The sequence below is a fragment of the Propionispora sp. 2/2-37 genome, from assembly GCF_001298735.1.
Classification (GTDB): domain Bacteria; phylum Bacillota; class Negativicutes; order Propionisporales; family Propionisporaceae; genus Propionispora.
Genome location: NZ_CYSP01000010.1, coordinates 85,075 through 105,965, shown reverse-complemented (window position 1 = coordinate 105,965; position 20,891 = coordinate 85,075). Strand labels below are relative to the sequence as shown.

Sequence of the window (20,891 nt, the reverse complement as noted above, 5' to 3'; positions counted from 1 at the left end):
CCTTCGGCGCATCACTCCGCAATCAAGATAAAGCGACCCCTACAAAGATTTTTCCCGTGCCGCTTCCGACAGCGGAGGAATAATTTGTTTTTTGCGCGACATAACCCCCGGCAAATATAATACCCCGTCATCTTCGCTGCTGCCAAACGCTTCGGCAATCAGCACCTTTTGTTTTCCACCAAATAACAGATGAGTCCCTTCTTTGATGATATCGGTAATCATAAATAAAACAATGTCATAATTATTCCGTTTGCACATATTTTCTATGTCCGCCTGGATTTGTTCCCTGGCCGCCAAAAGTTCTTCCGGATCAAGAACCGACAGCTGAGCTACCGCAACGCGATACTCACCAATCTGGAACTCTTTTACATCATAATGAAGAAGTTCCGTCACCGTCATATCTCCCAGCCTTGTCCCAGCCCGCAGCATAGCCATGCCAAACTCTTCCAGGTCAAGACCTGCCAACATGGCTAGTTTTTCTGCCGTATCCCGGTCCTTAGGCGTTGCCGTCGGTGATTTAAACAGCATCGTATCCGATACAATGGCAGCCATCAGTAAACCTGCAATTTTAGGCGGTATTTCAATATCCCGGTGCCATAACATGTTAGCCACGATAGTGGCCGTGCAGCCTACCGGTTCATGACGGATAAAGATGGGTTCGCTGGTTTGCAGACCGCCCAGACGATGATGGTCGATAATTTCGATAATTTTTGCCTCTTCAATACCCTCTACCGCCTGACTGTGTTCGTTATGATCCACTAATATGACCTTTTCTTTTTTCTTGGTAAGTAAATGATCCCGGGTGATATACCCCACCAGTTTACCGTGATCTACAACCGGATAACTCCGGTAATTGGTGCTGGCCATTACCTTTTTCACGTCACTCAATAAATCGTCAGACCGGAAGGACACCGTCTTCCTTTGCATCATCATGCTAACCGGAATACTTTGATTAATCAGCCGTGCACAAGTGTAGGTATCATAAGGAGAACGAATAATAATCACGCCTTGCTTGTTGGCAGCTGCAATGACCTCTTCTTCGATGGCCCGTTCGCTCGTAACAATCAAACAGGCAACCCCTTTTTCAATACACGCCATTTGGGCGTCAAAATTATTTGATACCAGCATAATATCACCGGGCTTGGCAATATTCAGGATGGTAAAAATCCGTGCCGCAGCAATCCGTACTTCTCCTTGTACCTTGCGTTCCAAATTTTTGCCGCATACCACTTCGCCGTCCAATGCCCTCTGGACACTGTAAAAGTCGACACCGGCCTGTGCCAAATCCTGCATTTCAATTTCTTCAAAATACCGGTTTGCCAGATCACCAACCGACACCACGCCCACCAGTTTTTTAGTTTCCTCGTCGATGACGGCAATGGATTTCATTTTATGCTGTTTCATGATACTGCCTAATTCGCGCAGCGTAGACCGGGGGCTGACGGCCACCGATGTATAATTCATGACGTCTTTTACGCGTGGATATAAATCACTGATTAACGGTGGTGCTTCTACGCCAAGCGCTTCCAGGACATATTTGGTTTCCGCGTTTATCCTGCCGGCCCGGGCGGCGATCACATTAGCCCCCAAAGAACGTTTCAAATGCGCATACCCAATGGCTGAACAGATAGAATCCGTGTCCGGGTTGCGATGACCGATTATGTAAATTGGTTTCGACAAATATACCACCCCGTCATTATATTCATAAAACCCTGTCAATCATTCTCAGTACAAATTCTTACTAGTTTTCCTGTATACGGTACGATTATAGCAAAAATATTCGGTATTTTTACAATGCTACTATCAGTATACCTTGCCACTGTCCTGTAAAGCAACACCAAACAAATGTTCTCCAAACACTTGTTTTACTTATCCGCTATTTGTATAATAGTAATAAAGTACAATACGCAGCACAAAAAAGGAACTGCTTTATGCAGGTTTTATTCATACTGGCAAGCAAGGAGTTAACAAAATGGATATTTTTGATAAGCTGCAAATCTTAACGGATGCGGCGAAATATGATGTTGCCTGCACCTCCAGCGGTGTAAATAAAAAGGCGGCGCCAGGAGGTATCGGCAGTGCGGCTGCCTGCGGCATTTGTCATAGTTTTTCCGCGGACGGCCGTTGCATCTCTCTGTTAAAAATCCTGATGACCAATATCTGTATTTATGATTGTAAATATTGCGTCAACCGCCGGTCAAACGACATTCCCCGTACCGCTTTTACCCCACGGGAATTAGCCGATCTGACCATCAACTTTTATCGCCGCAATTACATTGAAGGGCTGTTCTTGAGTTCCGGTGTGCTAAAAAACCCGGATTATACCTGTGAGCAAATGATCATGGCACTCCGGATACTGCGCGAGGAATATCGGTTTTCCGGCTATATTCATGCCAAAGCCATTCCCGGAGCGGACAATGCGCTGATCACCTGCCTGGGTATGCTGGCCGATCGCATGAGCGTGAATATTGAGCTGCCGTCGCAAAACAGTCTGCAGCTTTTGGCACCTGATAAATCCAAACATTCTATTTTTGCCCCCATGGGTCATATTCAAAACCGCATACAGGAAAATTCACGGGATATAATTACCTTTCGCCATACGCCAAGATTTGCCCCTGCCGGACAAAGTACACAAATGATCATTGGTGCCACACCGGACACAGACTTCCAAATTTTGAATGTAACCGAGGGTCTTTATAAAAAATACCAGCTAAAACGGGTCTTTTTCTCCGCCTATATGCCCATTACGGAAAACAGCCTCCTGCCGTCACTGGGTACTAAACCGCCGCTATGGCGCGAACACCGGCTTTATCAGGCAGATTGGCTGCTAAGGTTTTACGGTTTTACCGCGAACGAACTCCTGGATCAACAACATCAGAGCTTCAATCCGTATTTAGATCCTAAATGCACCTGGGCACTCCAGCATATGAATTTTTTCCCGGTCGATGTAAACCGGGCACCATACCGCGACCTGCTGCGGGTACCAGGTATCGGCGTCGTCAGTGCCAAACGGATTATTGCCGCCCGTCGTACCGGAGCACTCCACTTTGACGGTCTGAAAAAACTGGGCGTTGTCCTGAAACGAGCCCAGTGTTTCATCACCTGCGAAGGGAGAACAGCAGACGGTATAAAAATAACGGAAAATACCATGCTCCGTTCTTTATTATCGGCAAAAACGCTGGAATTATATCAAGCCAATGTATCCCTGCAGTGCAAACAGCTTTCACTTTTTGAACAGACACCGTGACAGGAGGATAGCAGCAATGCCTGTGCAATCTGAACTAATTTATCGCTACGACGGAAGTTTTGACGGTTTGCTATGCTGTGTGTTTGAAAGTTATGAGAAAAAGGAAATTCCGCTGGATATTCTCCCGCCGGATGCCGCCGCCTCTCTTCTTTTTCCTGCAAAAGCAATTCCGACAGACGCGCAAAAGGCCAACCGGGTATTGATTTCCATTCCCGAAAAGCTGGGGAAGGCAGCACTGCATGTTATACGGCACGCCTTTTTAACCTGCCTTGCACAAAAAGAATTATACATTTTACTATTTTTTCGCTTGGGATACCGCCATGGCCCGTCCGTAGTGAACATGTTAACCAACAACGTTGTGAATACACTCTTTAAAGCGGTTAGGCATCTGGAACGGGAAAGTCATCTGTTAAAAGGTTTTTTGCGTTTTTCCATTGTCAATCAGGTTCTTATCGCTGAAATAGAGCCCCAAAATATGGTACTGCCACTGCTGGTACAGCATTTTTGCGAACGGTATCCCCAGGAAAGTTTTTTCATCCATGACAAAACACATGGTATGGGCTTAGTCTATCAGCCCTACCAGGCTGCCATTATTCCTGTTGAACAGCTCGAACTGCCGGGAGCCGACGAGCAAGAGCAGACTTATCGCAAACTTTGGCAGTTGTTTTATGATACGATTGCCGTTGAGGGGCGTTATAATCCCACCTGCCGGATGAGTCATATGCCAAAGCATTACTGGCAATACATGACCGAATTTTGTCGTACTCCTAATACCCGGTCTCCATTACTGCCCAAAACGGGCAACAGATGTCTGAATACCCCTCCAAAGGAAATTGCCTCTGATACTAGTTCACAATAAATCCGCTACAAATACAAACTTGATCCCCCTGCCTTCCAGTTCCGGGATCATTTCCCGCAAGGCCTGGGCAGTAGTCATTCGCGCATGGCCAATCACGGTAACACTGCCCCGTTGTATTGCCCTGTCCCCGGCATTCCGCAACTGCTTTTTTATGGCATCCACAGCATTATCATTATCCAGAAACAGTGCATTTTCTGTTGTCGGCACTCCCATCTGCCGTGCTACCTTCATAGCCACCGACCGGCTGCTGGTACGGCTGTCAACAAAAAACAACCCGGCATCTTTCATTACTGTAACCACCTGTTCCATCACCCTGCCATTCTCAGTTGCCTTTGATCCCTGGTGGTTATTTACTCCGATAATGCCCGGCACAGACTGAATGGCTTCCTTCACCGCTTTCTGTATCTCCTCATTGCCCATATTCACGGTAATGGTTCTGGCTTCCGATTGCATCGCCGTATCTATAGGTTCCATGGGTAGATGTAGTATAACTTGGTGCCCTGATTGCAAGCCGTTGACAGCTGCTTCATTAGTAAAAAAACGATAGGGCAGTACAGCAAAGGTAAGCGGACGGTCAATTTCGCTAAAAGCCTTGATCGGCTCCTGATGATAACCAAAATCGTCAATAATGACTGCCATTAGTCCCTTTTCCCCTGTCTTCCTCACTTGCTGTTGCGCCCCTGATAAAATCCCGTTCTTTTTCAGCAGAAATATCTGGTCCGTAACGGCTGTTATGTCTTCCCCCTCCAACTGCTGGCGCAGGCCTATATCTATCCGCACCGCCTCCTGTCCTTGGTAAGCGGCTTTTTCGACAGCTAAAACCTTAATTTCTGTAGCCAATGGCATTTCTTCAAACGCTTGCTCCAGTTCCTTTACTGCCTGCCCATCCAGTCCTTTTAAACTTCCCTGACGCATATGCCATTTTACCAGGCCCTCCATCCCTGGTTTAGCAACTTCCTGCTCCAGCTCTTTCTGATTTTCCAGAACCAATTGCTTCTTACGCAGCACGGTATCCACCGCAGCATGAATCTCACGGGAAACTGCCGTAAAATCAACCACAGACCCTGCACCTGTTTTTTGGATTTCATAACTCTTGTCAGCATTAGGCCGGTACCCCTGCCGGTAAAAGCCGTATAGCACGGCAAATCCCGCTAAGATAACAGCCAAAAACCAAACAAGAGATTTACGGTATTGTAGCATAGCGTCTCTCCTGTTTTTTAATTACACCAATCCATAATTTATCATAATTACGTTATTATTCTTCCCTGAAAAAAAAAGAAATCCTGCCTGATGGGTTTGCGAAGTTCCTCTTCTCCCAGTATATAAAAGAGCCGTCGCAATTGCGACGGCTCTTTTATATACTCCAGCCTATTTACGTTTTACAGTAAATTTCTTTCTCAGAAAATCTCTGACCTCATCAGCATCGTTCATCGCCAGCACTTCATCAAGGATTTGTTGGCACTGTTCCAGCGAAAGCTTCCGTACGATTTCTTTCACACGAGGAATCGCCGGGGCACTCATGCTAAGTTCGTCCATACCCATAGCCACCAATAAAGCGGTCGCCAGCGGATCACCGGCCATTTCCCCGCACATGCCGGCCCAGATGCCATTGTCATGCGCTGCTTTGATGGTATTGGCAATTAACTTCAGCACAGCCGGATGGAATTGATTATATAACGGGCTTACCTGTACATTGCCACGATCAACGGCCAGCGTATACTGAACTAAGTCGTTAGTTCCGATGCTAAAGAAATCGCATTCTTTAGCCAGTAAATCCGCAGTAACCGCAGCTGCCGGTGTTTCAATCATGATACCTACCGGAACCTTATCGGAGAATTCTTTGCCTTCCTTGCGTAATTCTTCTTTAGCCTGTTCAATAAAGGCCTTAGCCCTACGAATTTCGCTGATACTGATAACCATCGGCAGCATAATGGCCACACGACCGTACAGGCCGGCACGCAATAACGCTTTTAGCTGTGGAATGAATACATCTGGACGCTGCAGGCTAATACGTAAAGCCCGGTACCCCAGAAAAGGATTTTCTTCTTCGCCGACCTGAAGATAAGGCAAGGGTTTGTCCCCGCCGATATCCATGGTACGGATAACGCAGATATGCTCACCGCATTTTTCCGCAACTTGTCTATAAGCGTTAAACTGCTCTTCTTCGGTTGGTATATTTTCACGTCCCATAAACAGAAATTCCGTACGGAACAGGCCGATTCCCTCACAACCGAATTTCAAAGAATTATCCATATCGCCAGGACCGCCAATATTGGCAGCCAGCTGAACTTTTACGCCGTCGGTAGTCATAGCCGGCAATTTAACATTCTCCAGGTCACGGCGACGTTGTTCTTTTTGTTCTTCCAGCATAGCCATGTATTCATCCAGCTGGTCTTTACCGGGTGAAAGCACAACCTGACCGGAATAACCATCAAGAATCAGTTGCTCCCCGTCAGCAATGTCGCCCAAAGAATCCGCCAAACCGACAACAGTTACCAAACCACGCGATTTAGCAATAATGACGGCATGAGAAGTTGTGCTCCCTGTTCCCAGGATGACCCCCTGCACTTTTTCAATGGGGATATCCGCCATAACGGACGGCTCAATTTCCGATGCGCATAAAATAACCGGTTCATCACCAAATTCCATACCCTTGATTCCAAGAATATGCCGGGTAACCCGTTTACTTACATCCCGGACATCAGCTGCCCGTTCCTTAAAGTACTCATTGTTCATGGCTTCAAACATCGAAGCATATTCATCACCAGCGGCCAACATAGCACGGGGTGCCGGCATCGACTTGTTGATTCTGTCGAAAATGCTCGTTTCGAAGACAGGGTCATTCAGAATCTGAATGTGAGCTTCCATAATGGCTGCCTGACTTTCTTCCCCGGAACCGTTAGCTTTATCGACAATTTTTTGTATTTCTTCTATTGCTACAGCTAAAGCAGCTTTCAATTTTTCGATTTCTTCAGCAGGAGTACCCGCAGCATAACTATCAAGATACGCGGATAAGTCAGTCGCTAATACTTTCGCCTGACCAACTGCAACGCCTGTTACTACACCTTTACCATGTAAGACCTTTGCCACAACCAGACCTGCCTTTCAGATAATAATTATCGGGAATGATTATTCACCAAAATTGCTGTCAACTAATTTTTTTAATGCAGCCAAACATTCTTTTTCATCAGCACCGTCAACCGATACGGTAATGGTAGTTCCCTTGGTTACCCCCATAGCCATAACGGATAAAATGCTTTTTCCATCAGCAGTTTTGCTGTTAGCTGCAATTTTTACTTTGCTCTTAAAGCTGGAAGCTGTTTTTACAAATTGTGCAGCCGGTCTGGCATGCAACCCTGCAGGATTATTAATTGTCATTTTTGATTCAACCATGATTATCATTTCTCCTTTTATAAAATATTTAGCGTTAGCGGATAATGCTGAGAGAGTGTTTTTCCCTATCCTCCCTCTCGCCACTCCAATACTACATGCAAAATCCATGCCAATTATTTAAAGCCTTATTTTTATAGCCTAGGACTAAATTCCTATTTCATCATTGGTAAAAAGTATCAACCTTCTAAAATCGTCTTGATATTTTTTACCACACTATATCCTTTTTTCCCAAAATACATTTTTTTCAATACCGTATTTCTGCGCTTTAGCCGCCACAGTTTTATGGGTGAGTCCTAACACTTTGGCAGCAGCATTATAACTTCCATACTTTTTCAGGGCTTTTTGGATAATATGTTTCTCATACTCTGCCCAGGGGAGAATGGTGTCCGCTATCTCCCGGCCATCAATCGGTACAATTTGCGAAGAACCTGTTTCCCTTACATATAACGGCAAGTCACGGCTTTCGATATATTGGCCGTCAGTCAGCGTCACTGCCCGTTCAATGACATTCTCCAATTCCCTTACATTTCCCGGCCAGCGGTATTGCAGCAGTATATCAAGCGCCTCCTGTTTAATTCCTTTTATGTCTTTATATAACTCACCATTTACTTTATTAATAAAATGCTCGACCAACATCGGAATATCTTCTTTTCGTTCCCGTAGTGACGGTAAGAAGATGGGAATAACATTCAAACGGTAATACAAATCTTCACGAAATTCTCCATCGGCTACCATTTCTTCCAGATTTCGATTGGTTGCGGCAATAATCCGAACATCCACCTTAAAAGTTTCCTCACCGCCAACCCGTTCAATTTCTTTATCCTGAATCACCCTGAGCAGCTTGGCCTGCATGCTTTTTTCCATTTCACCGATTTCGTCAAGGAAAATAGTCCCCTTATTGGCTAACTCAAATTTTCCCAGTTTTTTCTTAATCGCTCCGGTAAACGCTCCTTTTTCATGGCCAAACAGTTCGCTTTCCAGTAATGTGGCCGGAATAGCCGCACAATTCACCCGGATAAACGGTCCGCTCAAACGCGAGCTGGAACAATGAATTCCCTCGGCCACCAACTCTTTTCCCGTTCCGCTCTCACCGCGGATCAGCACTGTAGACAAGCCCTCGGCAGCTTTAGCCGCAATTGCCAGAGCATCCAATGCCTTGCCGCTTCTCCCGATAAACCGTGAAAAAGCACGCGACGGCCTTCGAATGCGCCATAACTCCTGTTCCAGATATTCTGCCTTGGCCGAAACCCGGTTTAGCTTTTCCACCAGCCCCTGTACCTCGGAAACATCTTTGACAATCGATACCGCACCTTCAATCTCTCCGTCCACGACAATGGGGTTGACGTTAGCTACAATGGTTACCCCGTTTGGTTTAGTACTAATGCTTCCCAGCACCTGCTCTCCGGTTGCCAGTACTTTATGGCGCGCGCCCTGCGGTGAAATCAGCTCAATACTATGGTTAAGCAAATCTTCCCTTTCTTCACCGACTATGCGCAAATACGCCGGATTCACATAAGTAATAAAACCTTCTTCATCTAAAACGCAAATTCCGTCATGTACCGACTCTAAAACCAGTTGTAGCTTTTCCTTGAGTTGTTTAACCTCCCGCAGTTCGCCTGCTGTCTTTTCCATGGCTGAAATATCTTCAAAGATGGCAACGACCCCTTTGGCCTCCCCATTAACAATGATGGGGCTGCGGTTGGTGACAATGATAGAATTGCCGATGAGCTGCCGGCAGCCAAGTTCGGGAACCATGGTTTTATTAACAATATGCATGCGTGAACCCGGTATAACGTCGCATGCCGGCTTTCCCACAGCCTCCATCGCCGCAATACCCATAATCCGTTCCGCCGCCGGATTAAAAATAGTGATAATATCATTTTCATCGGTTACCACCAAACCGTTGGCCATACAGTGAAAAACCTGTTCCGCAGTAAATGTATTTTCATGGAGAAGGTCATCCACCTGCGTAATCGTCCGGAAATCCGCCATGGGAAAATCACTTTCCAAAAAGGACACCATTTCGCCTACTGCCGTTTCGGACCGCTCGCCCTCACCGGATACCCAAACCTCATCACCCTCTTTGATTCTCAGCGAAACGATCAGCATCAAACTGCTGGCAGTTACTTTTTCCCGATCCTGACAGTGCAGATACAATGAGACGTCATATTTTTTTTTAAGTTCATAGGACTTTTGTACGACCATGGCTGCAACCCGTGCATGAAGCCCGTTTTTATGCCTGATGACCGCTTTCTTTATTATACGCAAAGGCTCCACCTCCCATCCGCCGCAGTTTGTTTTTATTATTCTCCCGGCAAAAAAACTGTCGGCGAATTACAATCGCTAAAGGTGTAATTTCGACAACATTTCCCGCTTTCCTCTAAACAAATTCCGGTAAGTAATGCTACATAAAAAGTGCGGATTTTTTAATATGTCCGCACTTTACCGGTCCTTTATTTTCTTCTTTTTTGTAGTTCGGCCAGAAGTTCGCCCGGACTGATATTATGATAGCCGAGCAATACCAGACAATGATACCAAAGATCAGCCATCTCATACAAAATCTCTTCTTTGCTGTTGTTTTTCGAACCGATTATTGTTTCAGCACACTCTTCGCCGACTTTTTTCAAGATCTTATCCTGTCCTTTGGTAAACAAATAGTTGGTGTAGGAACCTTCCTTCGGATTTAGCTTGCGGTCCATAATCACATCATATAATTCGTAAAGTATGGAAGAAACTGACTGGCTGTAAACTTTTTCCGCATCCACAACCGGCTCGGCCTGCCATTGGCCGTTTCCCAGCTTACGGCTAAAGCAGGAGTAGGTGCCCTCATGGCAGGCGGCACCTACCTGTTCCACTTTGAGCAGCAAGGTGTCGGCATCACAATCATAATAAATTTCCCGCACTTTTTGGATATGTCCGGAAGTTTCGCCTTTTTGCCACAGCCGCTTGCGGCTGCGGCTGTAAAACCAGGTTACCCCGCTTTCAGCAGTCTTTTGAATTGCCTCTTGATTCATATAGGCCAGCATAAGCACTGCATTTGTTTTTTCATCCTGAATAATGGCGGGTACCAGTCCTTGTTCATTAAAATTTATATTGCCGATAGTCATCATAACCTAACCTCCACACCTTTGGATTTGAGGTATTCTTTAACCTGCCGTATGGTAAACTGCCCATAATGGAATACCGATGCTGCCAGCACGGCGTCCGCCTGTCCTGCAGTTAATACCTCGAAAAAATGCTCAAGTTCACCGGCTCCGCCGGAGGCAATAACCGGTACGTCAACAGACTGCGAGACCGCTCTGGTCAAGGGAATGTCATAACCATCCCTGGTTCCGTCCTTATCCATACTGGTAAGCAAAATTTCCCCCGCACCGAGCTCAGTCCCCTTCTTGACCCATTCCAGAACATCTATACCGGTAGGAGTTCTGCCGCCGTTAACATAGACTTCCCAGTTATCTTCGCTTATGCTTCTGGCATCTACGGCAAGCACGATGCACTGCCGTCCAAAGCGCCTGGCCCCTTCCGCAATCAATTCAGGATTTTTCACGGCAGCCGTGTTCAGGGATACCTTATCCGCACCGGCTTTTAACATTTTGCGGATATCATCAGCCGTCCGGATACCACCGCCAACGGTAAAGGGAATGAACACCTGCGCCGCCGTATTTTCAACAACCTGGACCATCGTATTGCGCTCCTCATGGGAAGCCGTTATATCTAAAAAGACCAGTTCATCGGCAAACTCGCGGTCATATACCTTGGCTAATTCCACCGGATCACCGGCATCACGCAGCGCTACAAAATTGGTTCCCTTAACCACCCGTCCGTCTTTCACATCCAGACAGGGTATGATTCGTTTTGTATACATGAGTTTACTCCCCTCGTGCCGCTTCGATCGCCTCAGCCAGCGTCAATTTTCCTGTATACAGAGCTTTTCCTATAATAACGCCTTCAATCCCGTCACCTTCTGCTGCTTTTACCTCTGCGATATCGTTTAGGCCGCTGACACCACCCGAAGCAATCACCGGTATACCGCAGGCTCTCGCCAGTGACCGTGTGGACGGAACATTGACACCCGTCAACGTCCCGTCACGGGCAATGTCCGTGTAAATAATGCGTTTTACTCCGGCTGCAGCCATTCTTTTCGCTAATTCCTCCGCTTCGATGCCGCCGCTGACGCCCCAGCCTTCCACGGCAACCTGTCCGTTGCGGGCATCTATGCCTACGACAATACGGTCTTCGTACTTGCGGCAGGCCTCTTTTACCAGTTCAGGCTGCCGAACGGCAACGGAGCCCAGAATTACCCGGGAAATGCCCTTTGCAAGCAAGTCTTCAATGACAGCCTGCGTGCGGATACCGCCGCCTAGCTGTACCGGAACCGTAACCGTTTGTGCAATAGCGGCAATCATTGCCAGGTTCACAGACTTTCCTTCCAGAGCACCATCCAGATCAACAAGATGCAAATACTCTGCGCCTTCCTGTACCCAGCGCTCAGCCACCGCCAGCGGATTATCGTCAAACACGGTCTCCCGGTCAAACCGGCCCTCCGTTAAGCGCACACATTTACCACCACGTATATCAATCGCCGGAAAGATAATCACAATATCAACTCCTTATAAAAAACTACTCTACAGCATTTTTTGCAACGCTAGCACCTTGGATTGAAAATTCCGGTTAGATTGCGGAGATTTTTCGCCCTGCAAGGCGGAGGAGCCGCGCATATCGGCGACGGCAATAAAGCAGGGTGAGAAAAAGCTCCGTAAGATAAACAAAGTTTTAATCCGACCAAGGTACTAGGCCTTCATCTGGACAAAATTCCGCAGCAAGTCAAGGCCAATACTGCTGGATTTTTCCGGATGAAATTGCACGGCCTGAACATTACCGCGGCCCACTGCAGCAGTTACCGGACCGCCGTAATCAGTTACCGCAGTCACCACTTCCGGGTTCTCAGGCACCGCGTGAAAACTATGAACAAAATATACATAGGCTGTTTCCGGGAGACCGGCAAATAGTGGAGTTGAATTGCGGTAAAGCAGACTATTCCAGCCCATTTGGGGAATTTTCATGCCGGGAGCAACAATTTTCCGGATCATTCCGGGAAACACGCCCAATCCTTTTACTCCCGGATCTTCTTCACTGCCCTCAAATAAAACCTGCAGGCCCAGGCAAATACCCAGAAAAGGTTTTCCCTCTTGAATGACCTTATGAATCACCGGAACTAAATGGCATTTCTGCAGATTATCCATACAGTCCCCAAAAGCGCCAACCCCTGGCAAGACTACCTTTTCCGCCGCAGCAATAACCAGGGGATCGCTGGATACGGCAACTTCGGTTCCCAGTTTAACAAATGCTTTTTCCACGCTATACAGATTGCCCATCCCATAATCAATAATTGCAATCATACATTTCTCCCCTCTAGAACTACAACATTCCCTTGGTGGACATCACACCAACGATCCGTTCATCCTTCCGGGTGGCTTCACCCAAGGCCCGGCCCAGTGCTTTGAAAACCGCTTCCACAATATGATGGGCATTTTTCCCGTATAAAACGCGCACATGCAGGGTCAGACCCGCATGAACGGCCAGCGCACGCAAAAATTCTTCCAGTAATTCGCTGTCAAATTCGCCAATGCGCACCGGCGGCAAGGCCACCTCATACACCAGGTAGGGACGGCCGCTGATATCCAGCGAAACCATCGCCAGCGTTTCATCCATGGGAACAAAAACCGTACCATAGCGTTTGATGCCTGCCTTATCGCCCAGGGCCTTTAGCAGGGCCTGCCCCAAAACAATCCCGGCATCTTCTACCGAATGATGCCCGTCTACTTCCAGGTCACCTTGAACCGTAAGCGTTAAATCAAACAATCCGTGCCTGGTCCACAAGTTCAACATGTGATCAAAAAATCCTATACCGGTGACAATATCCGCCTGACCGGTCCCATCAATATTGACCGCTGCTGTAATAGCGGTCTCCGCTGTATTACGCGCTACTGTCGCTGTACGCATAGCATAACCTCCTTGTACCTTCTTGTTGTAAGCTTCTCACCGGTCCCGGACCCTGACTGCATTGGCATGCGCTTCCAGTCCTTCGGTATGCGCCAAGCGGATAATATCCTGGCTTACCTGGTGCAGTGCCTCCTGGGTATAGGCAATAATGCTGGTTTTCTTCATAAATGTTTCCACATTTAATACGGAGTAAAACCGGGCGGTACCTCCGGTAGGCAGAACGTGATTAGGACCGGCAAAATAATCACCCAGAGGTTCCGGCGAATAAGCCCCCAGAAAAACAGCTCCGGCATTTTTTATATAAGGCAACAGGGCAAAAGGTTCGGCAGTCATCAATTCCAAATGTTCCGGTGCCGAAATATTGGCGAGTTCCACAGCCTCCCGGATCGTACCGGTAACAATAATCAAGGCGTTTTTTAACAAGGCTTCCTCAACAATGTCACGACGCGGCAATTGTATTACCTGTTTTTTTACGGCCTCAGCTGCTTTTTCCGCCAGTCCGTGACTATTGGTTATTAGAATGCTGGAGGCCAACACATCATGTTCGGCCTGACTAAGCATATCGGCGGCAACATAGTCCGGGTCTGCCGTTTCATCGGCAATAATTAAAATTTCACTCGGCCCGGCCAGCATATCAATATCACAATACCCGTAAACCGCTTTCTTGGCTAACGTGACAAAGATATTGCCAGGTCCTGTAATTTTATCAACTTTCGGTATGGTCTCCGTACCAAAAGCCAGTGCAGCGACCGCCTGAGCACCACCGACTTTAAAAATCCTGGATACGCCGGCTTCCCGGGCTGCCACCAGATAATACGGATTTACACACCCGTCACGATCAGGCGGCACCACCATGATAATTTCCGTTACCCCTGCTACTGTAGCCGGTACCGCATTCATAATAACCGAGGAAGGGTAGGCAGCCGTCCCCCCCGGAACATAAATGCCGACACGCTCAAGCGGCAAACATTTTTGTCCCAGCATTGCACCGTGCTCACGTTGTGTAAGCCAGGTTTTAGGCAACTGCTCAGTATGGAACTTACGTACATTCTGAGCGGCGCGCCGCAGTGATTGAAGCGTATCCCGATCCACCTTTTGATAGGCGTTTTCCACTTCCGCCGGTTTTACCTCGATGGTGGCGGCGGTAAAAGCAACGCCGTCGATCTGTTGTATATACTTAAAGAGAGCTGCATCCCCCTGATGCCGGATTTCATTAACGATGACCTCCACTACCTGCGAAGCCGTCATGTCACGCCCAAATGTTTCTTGAATACGCCTTTTGGCCTTCTCTCCTAACTCCAGCTGGTCAAATGCAGGTTTTGTCAGCAAAGCCGTCATCTCATCTTTTGTCATCTCGCCGGCAATAACTGTCCTCATCGCTCCTCCCCCCTGCCAAGAAGGTTCTTAAGTTCTTCCGTTAACTGGTGAATACGGTCAAACTTCATTTTAAAACTCACCCGGTTGGCAATCAAACGTGCCGTGGCAGGCGCAATCTGCGCTACTTCAATTAACTGATTTTCTTTTAAGGTTCTGCCTGTTTCCACAATATCGACAATCATTTCTGCCAATCCCACCATAGGCGCAAGTTCTATTGAGCCATTCAATTTAATAATTTCCATCTGAATCCCCTTACTACGAAAAAAACGTTCGGCAATCTTAGGAAATTTAGTTGCCACACGCATATGGGCATAATCACTGAAACTATCCTGCTGCAAAGCCTGCGGGACGGCGACCATCAGACGGCAATAACCGAATTGCAAATCCAGCAACTCATAAACATTTTTTTCTTCTTCAAGCAAAACATCTTTGCCGATAATGCCGATATCGGCAGCCCCATACTCGACATACGTGGGTAAATCGGCGGTTTTGGTAATAATAAATTTTATTTTTTTGGTTTCATTAACAATGACAAGCTTGCGTGACTTTTCGCTTAACCCCTCGGCGGTATAGCCTAATTCAGCCAGCATCCTTGCCGAATAGTCAAACAATTTGCCCTTCGGCAAGGCTACTGTCAGGTAATTCATATCGCTGGACGTCATACGGTGTCCCCCTATATGCTTTAGTTATTTAAAGTACTAATATGCTAATATATTAGCATCTTATTCTTGCCGTCGTCAACCCTAATTCTCCATAAATTGCTTCTTAACTCTTATGTCTTAATTTGCATAGGATTTTGTTATGCATATGTCGAATATCTTTTATTGATACTATTTTTAGAAAAGGGGGGTCTTTTGATGCCCGATTATACCATTCTGGTTTTAAACCCGCTAAAAAAACACCATATCGCAGCCATCCGCGATATTTCTCCCAACAGCACAATCATTACTGCCGACATGGATACAGCTACACAGCATATTGCCACTGCTGACATTCTCGTAGCCTGGGGTCACCAGGATATTCGCCCGCTTTATTTATCCGCACCCAAACTCCAATGGGTTCATGCTCTGAGTGCCGGTGTAGAAAACTTCCTTTTTCCCGAAATGCTGTCCGGCAGCACGGTATTGACTAATTCGAAAGGTATTCATGGCATTCCGATATCCGAACATGTGCTGGCCCTCATCCTTGCCTTTACCAGAGGCTTGTACCCGCTCCTGCGCCAGCAACAGGAACACAAATGGAAACGAGTTTTTGTGGATGAAGTACATGAAAAAACCATTGGAATTGTCGGTCTCGGAAATATCGGAAGAGAAATTGCCAAAAAGGCCAAAGCGCTGGGTATGCATGTTACGGCTTCCAAACGCGAAATGACAACAGAACTCTTTGTAGACACCTTATATGCACCACAGCAGCTTAAAGAAATGCTGTCCGTCTCTGACTTTGTCGTTGTCGCGCTGCCACTGACCGAAGAAACCGCAGGGTTGTTCGACCTGGAACATTTTACGGCGATGAAAAGATCGGCGTATTTCATTAATATAGCGCGTGGCGGTGTTGTCAATGAAAAGGATTTGATAAGCGCTTTGCAGCAGGGTCTTATTAAAGGGGCCGGACTGGATGTTGTAAGCGAGGAGCCCCTGCCGGAAACCTCCGCATTATGGAATATGCCTAATGTCATCATCACACCTCATTTGGCCGGTTTATCTCCCAGCTATCTTGATCGGGCCATCCCGCTGTTTGCCGACAACTTAACAAGGTTTCCCCGGTATAATGAAATGCTGAATGTTGTCGACAAACAGAAGGGATATTAACTGTGCCGTTAGTTGGCTGCATCAGCTTTACGCAGAATAATAAGCTCCGGCGGGTCATCACCCGCCGGAGTTTTATGATGTTTTTGAACAATATCAATAATCCGCGCCTCTGTTCCGGCATCAGTCAAAAGCTGTGCTGACCGCTGCGGATGATAAAAATGGACGTAAAAAGCATGCCGCAGATTCTGATAGCGGCTGCCTTTCCCCGGCTTTCCCCAGCTTTGTGCCCATTCCGGGACAAAGGAGCTGACCAGCACCGCAATAATTTTATCAATAGTGCTGATATCACCGCTTACCTTCCCCACATCATGCAACAAAGCGCACCGTAACAAAAGAGTAACGGACACGGCGTTGGACTCTGCCAGTCGTAAGGCCGAATAAGCTACATTCAAAGCATGGCGCTGATCGGCTACACTCATACCCCAAAAGAGCTGCTGTTCATTTACTGTCAGATATTGATTTATCCACTGCCTTTCTTCCGCACCGATCCGGGCAGTTAAAGCGGACATGACCTGTCTGATTCGGCTCAGCATACTGGCTCTACCTTCTCCTGCTACTCAATGTAGATTAGTTGTTTACAACCATGTTTTAACTGCTTTTCTTCCGCCTCTTCCCTTGACTGGGCAATGAGGGCCAATTCAACGGACCGGCCGCTATGCCGCAGCTTTGCTGCTTCTGCAATAGCCTCTTGCAGCTTTCCCTCACGCCAGCCAACATAGCATTCTCTAAAATCAGCCGGGATGCAGATTCCCTGGCGTTCCAGCGCCAGCAAAATCCGCTCTATACCCAGTGCGAAGCCGGTGGAAGGGCATTCGACCCCAAAAGAGGACAGCATATGATCATAACGGCCGCCACCACAAACCGGGAAACCTAAACCCGGAGTATAGCCTTCAAACACCATTCCGGTATAGTAAGAAAAATCACGAATAATACCCAAATCAAAATTAACGTACTGCTGTACGCCGTAACTCTTTAACAGGCGGTAAATATCCGACAAATTATCCAGTGCCATACGGCTGACAGGATTTTTCACCATGGCATAGGCTTTTTCCAACAATTCTTCCCTGCCATACAACAACGGAATCTGCCGCAGCAGATCCTGGACCTCTCCAGCCAGTCCGCTCGCTGCTAAAATCTCGCCTAATCCTACCAGATTCCTGGCGACCATGCAATATTTTACTTCCTGCCGCTGGTCCAGCGATAAGCGGCTTTCATCCATAATGCCGTTAATAAACTCAACCTGCCCGATACTGATCTGAAAATTGCTCAATCCCGCATCCAGCATCGACTGCACAGCCAGGGCAATCACCTCGGCATCGGCTGCCGGGCCCGGCACTCCAAGCAGTTCGACACCGGCCTGGTAAAACTCGCATTGCCGGCCGGCCTGTGCCTGCTCATAGCGAAACACATTGGTTAAGTAAAACAGCCGGAGCGGCAGACTGTTTTCCTTTAACCGGGTAGAAGCCACCCTGGATATGGGAGTTGTCATATCCGGCCGTAATGCCAGGATATGATTATCTTTATCAAAAAACTTAAACATGTTTTGATCCATACTATCGCCGGTACCGGCTGCCAGTGTCTCCAAATACTCAAAAGTGGGAGTAATCACTTCGTCATAACCCCATTTGGCAAACAATGCTGCCAAAGCGCTTTCGACACTGCGTTTATATTTTGCTTCCCGTGGCAGGAAATCTCTTGTTCCATAGGGAATTTGCGGCACAAATTCATTTTTTTTCATAAATCCGGTACACTCCATTCTTCAATGTTCAGTTTTGAGATTAGCTTTTTCGGACTCTTCCGTTTTAGTAATACGTGACAAAATCAGTTTGTAACCATCAGCACCATAATGCAGGCAGCGTTTTACCCTGCTGATTGTCGCAGTACTGGCTCCTGTTCTTTCCACAATATCATCATACGTAAATCCCTGCTGCAACATTCTTGCAACTTCAAGCCGCTGCGCCAAGGATCTGAGCTCCCCAATCGTACAGATATCTTCAAAGAACTGATAGCATTCTTCCTCATTCTTCAATCGCAAAATAGCCTGAAATAACTGATCAGTTAGTGTATCTTTCAGCTTTGGATTAGCCGACATGATATTTCCACTCCTTTTCCGGACTGTATCTACTCTGATATTTAGTATTCGCTTCCTGTTTCTTTTTTCCTCCCTTTACTTCTTTCATTCTTTACTTTGTGAAAATTTATTTGTTCTTTCTGTAAAGAAGCAGGCGATATGAATCCTCTTGACACACACTCAAAAAAATGCTACGATTTTCTAAAATATGATATCTCTTTTCATCAAGAGTTGGCTGAGGGACTGGCCCAATGAAGCCGCGGCAACCATCCAAACGGGAACGGTGCCAATTCCTCCAGGACACAGGTCCTGATAGATGAGAGTGATCTGGATTTTATCTGCCGGTCTCTTCGTCTGTGGAGAGATTTTTTATTTGCACGGAAGGTGGTATATCCCTGATGATTCAATTAGACGGCATTGCAAAGACGTATCACAGTCAGTCCGGACCAGTCCCTGCTTTACGAGGAGTAACCCTTTCCGTTAAAGAAGGCGAGATTTTCGGTATCATTGGTAAAAGCGGTGCCGGTAAAAGCACGCTGATACGCTGTATCAACATGTTGGAACGCCCTTCTGGCGGCACCGTCATGGTGGACGGTCAAAATATAACGGAATTAAATGAAACCGATCTTAGAAAAGCCCGTAAAAAAATCGGCATGATTTTTCAGCATTTCAATCTGCTTTCTTCCCGTACGGTTTTTCAAAATGTCGCTTTTCCCCTTGAGTTAGCCGGCTATGACAAAGCGCATATCCGGCCAATAGTTACCCGCCTGTTGGCCCTGGTCGGACTAGCCGAAAAACACGATCAATATCCGTCCCAGCTAAGCGGCGGACAAAAGCAGCGCGTCGGTATTGCCCGCGCTCTTGCCAATCAACCTAAAGTACTGCTTTGTGACGAAGCCACTTCAGCGCTGGATCCGCAAACAACCAAATCTATTCTTGAACTTTTAAAAACCATCAATAAGGAATTAAAACTGACCATTGTTCTGATCACCCATGAAATGCATGTGATTAAAGAAATCTGCGACCAGGTCGCAGTCATGGAAAACGGCATTATCATCGAACAAGGTGCCATACTGGATATTTTCACCAAGCCCCAGGCGCCAACTACACGGGAATTTATTGCTACCATCATGAATCATGATTTGCCTGAACGGTTTCGTCATGCGGTCTATTCGGCTCATGCATCTGACAACAGCAATGTCATTATACGATTATCTTTTATCGGCGTGACAGCCGAAGAACCGGTTATTGCCGGACTTATCCGCCGTTTTGATATTGATGCCAGTATTCTATACGGCAATATTGATCACATAAAAGACACCTCGTTTGGTACGTTAATCCTCGAATTATCCGGCCGGCAGGCTGCTATGAACAACGCTCTGAACTATTTGAAATCGCAAGATTTAGGAATCGAGGTGATTGGCTATGTCCCCGGACATACTGGCACTACTGTTTGAGGCCTTATTAGATACCTCTTATATGGTTGCTGTTTCCACGGTTATTTCCATCTTATTCGGTATCCCTCTCGGGGTTGTTTTAGTTACTACCGATCGCGGCCACATCCTGGAAAACCGATATCTTAACCAAATTCTAGGCAGCATTGTAAATGCGGCCCGCTCTACTCCGTTTATTATTCTTATGGTGGCCATTATTCCGCTAACCCGCTTGCTGACCGGCACTTCCATCGGTACGAACGCGGCTATTGTTCCCCTGAGTATTGCCGCAATTCCCTTTGTCGGGCGCGTTGTGGAAACCGCTCTGAAAGAAGTTGATTACGGAGTCATCGAAGCCGCTCAGGCTATGGGAGCCTCTCCCTGTGCTATTATCAGCAAAGTGTTAATTCCGGAGGCACTTCCTTCTATCGTGTCCGGCATTACCCTGACTATTATCAATTTGATCGGTTATTCTGCAATGGCCGGAGCCATTGGCGGCGGCGGTCTCGGGGATGTAGCTATCCGTTATGGCTACCAGCGCTTCCGTGGAGACATCATGCTGGCCACGGTGGCCATCCTCATCGCCCAGGTCCAAATCGTTCAATCAGGCGGAGATTTTTTATCCCGTCGCCTGAATAAGAAATAATTGCAGCTCAACTACGGTTTTATTTTCCATATATAAATATATATTATAAAAACT

The 20,891-nt window shown here is 46.9% G+C and carries 20 protein-coding genes and 1 riboswitch; of the genes, 5 read left to right on the top strand and 15 right to left on the bottom strand.

Annotated features, from left to right (window positions below):
- Positions 1-39: 39 nt before the first annotated feature.
- Positions 40-1,680, bottom strand: coding sequence for a putative manganese-dependent inorganic diphosphatase (locus tag P22_RS12075; RefSeq protein WP_054260579.1), 1,641 nt, complete (start codon positions 1,678-1,680; stop codon positions 40-42).
- A 292-nt stretch (positions 1,681-1,972) separates the two neighbouring features.
- Here P22_RS12075 and P22_RS12070 point away from each other — a divergent pair, with 292 nt between their 5' ends.
- Complete coding sequence (locus P22_RS12070; protein WP_054260493.1) at positions 1,973-3,247, top strand: putative DNA modification/repair radical SAM protein; 1,275 nt, start codon at positions 1,973-1,975, stop codon at positions 3,245-3,247.
- Between the two features lie 16 nt (positions 3,248-3,263).
- A complete protein-coding gene (locus P22_RS12065) occupies positions 3,264-4,106 on the top strand; it encodes a TIGR03915 family putative DNA repair protein (RefSeq protein WP_054260492.1) in 843 nt (280 codons plus the stop codon).
- On the opposite strand, the gene P22_RS12060 is transcribed toward P22_RS12065, so the two are convergent.
- From P22_RS12060 to hisG, 11 genes are all read right to left on the bottom strand, one after another.
- Positions 4,098-5,306 carry a divergent polysaccharide deacetylase family protein gene (locus P22_RS12060; protein ID WP_054260491.1) on the bottom strand — a complete coding sequence of 403 codons (1,209 nt, stop codon included), beginning with the start codon at positions 5,304-5,306 and terminating at the stop codon, positions 4,098-4,100. The two genes, P22_RS12065 and P22_RS12060, sit on opposite strands and share 9 nt — an antisense overlap.
- 168 nt (positions 5,307-5,474) lie before the next feature.
- Positions 5,475-7,196, bottom strand: a complete 1,722-nt coding sequence (gene ptsP / locus P22_RS12055; protein WP_054260490.1) for a phosphoenolpyruvate--protein phosphotransferase — start codon at positions 7,194-7,196, stop codon at positions 5,475-5,477.
- A gap of 39 nt (positions 7,197-7,235) precedes the next feature.
- Positions 7,236-7,499 (bottom strand): HPr family phosphocarrier protein, encoded by a 264-nt coding sequence (locus tag P22_RS12050; RefSeq protein ID WP_054260489.1) that lies wholly within the window; start codon positions 7,497-7,499, stop codon positions 7,236-7,238.
- A gap of 213 nt (positions 7,500-7,712) precedes the next feature.
- Entirely contained in the window at positions 7,713-9,767 is a 2,055-nt protein-coding gene (locus P22_RS12045) for a sigma 54-interacting transcriptional regulator (protein WP_054260488.1), read from the bottom strand.
- A 185-nt stretch (positions 9,768-9,952) separates the two neighbouring features.
- On the bottom strand, positions 9,953-10,609 hold the full coding sequence (gene hisIE, locus P22_RS12040) for a bifunctional phosphoribosyl-AMP cyclohydrolase/phosphoribosyl-ATP diphosphatase HisIE (RefSeq protein ID WP_054260487.1): 657 nt from the start codon (positions 10,607-10,609) through the stop codon (positions 9,953-9,955).
- Positions 10,606-11,364, bottom strand: a complete 759-nt coding sequence (hisF, locus tag P22_RS12035) for an imidazole glycerol phosphate synthase subunit HisF (protein ID WP_054260486.1) — start codon at positions 11,362-11,364, stop codon at positions 10,606-10,608. The genes hisIE and hisF overlap by 4 nt, the downstream gene beginning before the upstream one ends.
- A 4-nt stretch (positions 11,365-11,368) precedes the next feature.
- Positions 11,369-12,097: a 1-(5-phosphoribosyl)-5-[(5-phosphoribosylamino)methylideneamino]imidazole-4-carboxamide isomerase gene (gene hisA, locus P22_RS12030; RefSeq protein WP_054260485.1), complete on the bottom strand. Its 729-nt coding sequence runs from the start codon at positions 12,095-12,097 to the stop codon at positions 11,369-11,371.
- Positions 12,098-12,289: 192 nt separating this feature from the next.
- Complete coding sequence (gene hisH / locus P22_RS12025) at positions 12,290-12,898, bottom strand: imidazole glycerol phosphate synthase subunit HisH (RefSeq protein ID WP_054260484.1); 609 nt, start codon at positions 12,896-12,898, stop codon at positions 12,290-12,292.
- 19 nt (positions 12,899-12,917) lie between these two features.
- Entirely contained in the window at positions 12,918-13,502 is a 585-nt protein-coding gene (gene hisB, locus P22_RS12020; protein ID WP_054260483.1) for an imidazoleglycerol-phosphate dehydratase HisB, read from the bottom strand.
- Positions 13,503-13,538: 36 nt separating this feature from the next.
- Positions 13,539-14,879 carry a histidinol dehydrogenase gene (gene hisD / locus P22_RS12015; RefSeq protein WP_054260482.1) on the bottom strand — a complete coding sequence of 447 codons (1,341 nt, stop codon included), beginning with the start codon at positions 14,877-14,879 and terminating at the stop codon, positions 13,539-13,541.
- Positions 14,876-15,541, bottom strand: coding sequence for an ATP phosphoribosyltransferase (hisG, locus tag P22_RS12010; protein WP_054260481.1), 666 nt, complete (start codon positions 15,539-15,541; stop codon positions 14,876-14,878). Before hisG ends, hisD begins: the two co-directional genes overlap by 4 nt.
- Before the next feature lie 195 nt (positions 15,542-15,736).
- Between hisG and P22_RS12005 the strand changes: the two genes are divergently transcribed.
- Complete coding sequence (locus P22_RS12005) at positions 15,737-16,687, top strand: D-2-hydroxyacid dehydrogenase (protein ID WP_054260480.1); 951 nt, start codon at positions 15,737-15,739, stop codon at positions 16,685-16,687.
- An 8-nt stretch (positions 16,688-16,695) separates the two neighbouring features.
- Here P22_RS12005 and P22_RS12000 read toward each other — a convergent pair whose 3' ends face one another.
- From P22_RS12000 to P22_RS11990, 3 genes are read right to left on the bottom strand one after another with little or no spacing between them, the layout of a single operon-like run.
- Positions 16,696-17,220, bottom strand: coding sequence for an HD domain-containing protein (locus tag P22_RS12000; protein WP_054260479.1), 525 nt, complete (start codon positions 17,218-17,220; stop codon positions 16,696-16,698).
- Between the two features lie 20 nt (positions 17,221-17,240).
- Positions 17,241-18,425, bottom strand: coding sequence for an ATP phosphoribosyltransferase regulatory subunit (gene hisZ / locus P22_RS11995; protein ID WP_082378477.1), 1,185 nt, complete (start codon positions 18,423-18,425; stop codon positions 17,241-17,243).
- 21 nt (positions 18,426-18,446) lie between these two features.
- Entirely contained in the window at positions 18,447-18,779 is a 333-nt protein-coding gene (locus P22_RS11990) for a YerC/YecD family TrpR-related protein (RefSeq protein WP_054260477.1), read from the bottom strand.
- A gap of 197 nt (positions 18,780-18,976) precedes the next feature.
- A riboswitch (SAM riboswitch) is annotated at positions 18,977-19,081 on the top strand.
- Between the two features lie 75 nt (positions 19,082-19,156).
- On the opposite strand from P22_RS11990, the gene P22_RS11985 reads away from it, so the two are divergent.
- Positions 19,157-20,215 carry a methionine ABC transporter ATP-binding protein gene (locus P22_RS11985; RefSeq protein WP_054260476.1) on the top strand — a complete coding sequence of 353 codons (1,059 nt, stop codon included), beginning with the start codon at positions 19,157-19,159 and terminating at the stop codon, positions 20,213-20,215.
- Entirely contained in the window at positions 20,184-20,837 is a 654-nt protein-coding gene (locus P22_RS11980; RefSeq protein WP_054260475.1) for a methionine ABC transporter permease, read from the top strand. The genes P22_RS11985 and P22_RS11980 overlap by 32 nt, the downstream gene beginning before the upstream one ends.
- Positions 20,838-20,891 lie beyond the last annotated feature (54 nt).